We start from the raw sequence: 2,707 nt of genomic DNA on the forward strand, positions 1-2,707 counted from the left end.
GTCGTCGTCCTCCCCTCCGGCGCGCGACGCGCGGCCAGGCCCCTCGCCCTGGCCACCTCCCTCGTCGTGCTGGCGGTGGCGGTCGCGCTCGCGGTGGGGTTCGACCCCGGCGGCGAGACCCACCAGTTCGTCGAGTCCCACCCGTGGATCCCCGCCTTCGGCGCCTCCTACACGCTCGGACTCGACGGGATCGCGCTGGTGCTGGTCCTGCTCACGGCCGCCCTCATGCCACTGCTCCTGCTGGCCGGGTCGCACGACGTCGCCGCGTCCGACAGCCGCCGCGCGCAGGCGTACCCGGCGCTCATGCTGGCCACGCAGGGGTTGGCGCTGGTGGCGTTCACCAGTCTGGACGTGCTGCTGTTCTACGTCGCGTTCGAGGCCATGCTCATCCCGCTGTACTTCCTCATCGGCGGCTTCGGCCGCAGCGATTCCAGCGGGGCCGACCGGGCGGCGGCGGCCGTGCGGTTCCTCATCTACAACCTCCTCGGCGGGCTGGTCATGCTCGTCGCGGTGATCGGGCTGTACGTGCTCACCGCCCGCGCCGGGCTGGGGGACGCCGGGACGGACGGCGGATCGATCGGGGCGGGGACGTTCGACTACCGCCTCATCACCGCGGCCGTGGCGGACGGCCGGCTCGAGATCACGACCGGCGTGGCGCTGCTGATGTTCGCGGCCTTCACCCTGGCCTTTGCGATCAAGGCGCCGCTGTGGCCGTTCCACACCTGGCTGCCCGGCGCGGCCGTGGCCGCGACCCCCGCCTCGGCGGTGCTGATGATGGCGGTCGTGGACAAGGTCGGCACGTTCGCGATGCTGCGCTACAGCCTGCCGCTGTTCCCGGACGCGGCCGCCACGGCGGCGCCGGTGCTCGTCACGCTGGCGGTGATCAGCATCGTCTACGGCGGCGTGATGGCCATCGCCCAGACCGACCTGCTCCGGTTGATCGCCTACGCCTCCATCTCCCACTTCGGGTTCATCGTCCTGGGGATCTTCGCGCGCACGGAGCAGTCCGCGGCCGGGTCGGCGCTCTACATGGTCAACCACGGCGTGGCCACCGCCGCGCTGTTCCTGGTGGCCGGGTTCCTCGTCCGCCGGCACCGCATCCGCGAGATCGGCTACTACGGCGGCGTTCAGCAGGTCGCGCCCGTGTTGGCCGGCACGTTCCTCATCGCCGGACTCGCCACGCTCTCGCTGCCCGGGCTGGCCCCGTTCGTCAGCGAGTTCCTGGTGTTCATCGGGACCTTCGGCCCGTACCCGGTGGCCGCCGTGCTCGCCACGAGCACCTTCGTCCTGGCGGCGATCTACATCCTGTGGACCTACCAGCGGGTGATGGGCGGACCCCCGGCACCCGGACTGGCGCGGACACCGGATCTCGACGCCCGCGAACTCGTGGTGGTGATCCCGCTGGTGGTGGCGCTGATCGTGCTGGGCTTCTACCCGCAGCCCGCGTTGGACGTGATCGAACCGGCGGTCGCCCACACCGTCGCACTGGTGGGAGGAACCCGATGACCCCGGACATCGCGTACGGATCGCTCGCGCCGCTGCTCGTGGTGTTCGGCGCGGGGATCGTCAGCGTACTGGTGGAGGCGTTCGTCCCCGCGCGGCGCCGCTATGGCACACAGATGGCCGTCTACCTGGGCGGTCTCGCCGCCGCGCTCATCTCGGTGGTCCTCCTGGCCGGGACCCGGATCGTCACGGCCGAGGGGGCGGTCGCGGTCGACGGCCCGGCGCTGTTCCTGCAGGGCCTGACCGTGGTCGTGGCCCTCGGCGCCGGCCTGCTGATCGGCGAACGCACCGTGATCCCGTCGGCCTCCCGCAGAAAGGTGCTCGCGGGCTTCGCGCCCCAGGCCGCCGTGGCCCCCGGCGGCTCGGGCGAACGCGAGGCCGAGCGCGCCGGGTTCACCCAGACGGAGATCTTCCCGCTCGCGCTGTTCGCCACGGGCGGCCTCATGCTGTTCCCCGCGGCGAACGACCTGATCACGCTGTTCATCGCGTTGGAGGTGCTCTCCCTGCCGCTGTACGTGCTGTGCGGGATGGCCCGGCGCCGAAGGCTGCTCTCGCAGGAGGCCGCGGTCAAGTACTTCCTCCTGGGCGCGTTCTCCTCGGCGTTCTTCGTCTACGGCGTCGCGCTGGTGTACGGCTACGCCGGGACCGTGGACTACCGGGGGATCGCCGACGTCGTGGAGGCCGAGGGCGCCAGCTCGCTGATCCTCATCGGCGTGGCCATGATGTCGGTGGGCCTGCTGTTCAAGGTCGGCGCCGTGCCGTTCCACACCTGGACGCCCGACGTCTACCAGGGCGCGCCCACCGCGATCACCGCGTTCATGGCCGCCGGCACCAAGGTCGCCGCGTTCGGCGCGATCCTGCGCTTCTTCCACACCGCGGTGCCCGGGCTCGAGGCGGACTGGGCGCCGGTGCTGTGGGTGATCGCGGCGCTGACGATGATCGTCGGGACGATCGTGGGCGTCGCGCAGAACGACGTCAAGCGTCTGCTGGCCTACTCCTCCATCGCCCACGCCGGGTTCCTGCTCACCGGGGTGATCGCGGTCCAGGCCGCCGGGGCGACCGCGATGCTGTTCTACCTCGCGGCGTACGCCGTCAGCACGGTGGGCGTGTTCGCGGTGGCCGGGCTGGTCCGCGACGCCGACGGTGCCGAGATCAGCGACCTGCGGGCCTGGGCCGGGCTCGGTCGGCGTCAGCCGCTGGTGGC

At 71.9% G+C, this 2,707-nt stretch carries 2 protein-coding genes; both read left to right on the top strand.

The window, feature by feature from the left end:
- Window positions 1-1,506 (top strand): NADH-quinone oxidoreductase subunit M (locus G6021_RS12770; RefSeq protein ID WP_182641450.1); only part of this gene is annotated, 1,506 nt, incomplete at its 5' end.
- Window positions 1,503-2,707: NADH-quinone oxidoreductase subunit NuoN (nuoN, locus tag G6021_RS12775; RefSeq protein WP_182641451.1), on the top strand; the 1,205-nt coding region annotated here is incomplete at its 3' end. The genes G6021_RS12770 and nuoN, both read left to right, overlap by 4 nt.

The organism is Dietzia sp. CW19, from assembly GCF_014145265.1.
In the GTDB taxonomy this organism is placed as follows: Bacteria; Actinomycetota; Actinomycetes; order Mycobacteriales; family Mycobacteriaceae; genus Dietzia; species Dietzia natronolimnaea.